Raw genomic sequence first — 737 nt, forward strand, 5'->3', positions numbered from 1 at the left:
CGATGCCTGCGCATCAGTATTATTACTTCAATTGCTCTCACAGCAGGACTTTATCAAACAGACATTGCTAAATTGATCATAGACATACCTAATGATTTATCAAGCGCGCTAATAAACAACTCGCCACAAGAAACGCAATTAAACGCCTTGATTGATAAGGTAGCTGAAAAAGGGTTCGAATCCGCAAGCAAAGCTTTCGAAGAAGCTGCTTTCTTAGATGCGGATGGATTACTCTATGGCCTCTTCGGCATCCTCATTCTACTTGCAACAAGCTTCCTAGCTGCAATCGGTGGCGCATTCATCCTACTGACAAAAATCGCCCTTGTGCTGCTCGTCGGACTCGGACCATTCTTCATCATCGCCCTCCTTTGGCAACCAACCTATCGCTTATTCGAACAATGTATAGTTCAAATTCTCAACTATAGAATTCGCGTCGTTCTCTTAGCAACCATATTTAGCTTGATGATGCATATCTTTGCAAACTACATGTCTGATATTAAATTTGATGGTCAGCAAAATATCGGTTACACGCTTGGTGGTGCGCTTATCCTCTCTATTATTTCCATTGTACTGTTGCTCAAATTGTCAAGCATTGCCAATGCTCTGGCAAAAGGCGTTACTTTTAGACATCTCTGGAACCCAGGTGCAGGAGAAAGAAAGACCTCGTACAGCAATCGCACAGTCAAATAACCTGTAAACACAAGAGAAGATATCTGCACTGTCAAAAGTCATTTGCC

At 42.3% G+C, this 737-nt stretch carries 1 protein-coding gene; it reads left to right on the forward strand.

Annotated elements, in window-relative coordinates:
• On the forward strand, positions 1-690 hold a 690-nt coding region (locus ACFINS_RS10250; protein ID WP_375706207.1), incomplete at its 5' end, for a type IV secretion system protein.
• Positions 691-737: the final 47 nt, after the last annotated feature.

The organism is Bartonella sp. AA2SXKL (assembly GCF_042197205.1).
Taxonomy (GTDB): Bacteria; Pseudomonadota; Alphaproteobacteria; order Rhizobiales; family Rhizobiaceae; genus Bartonella.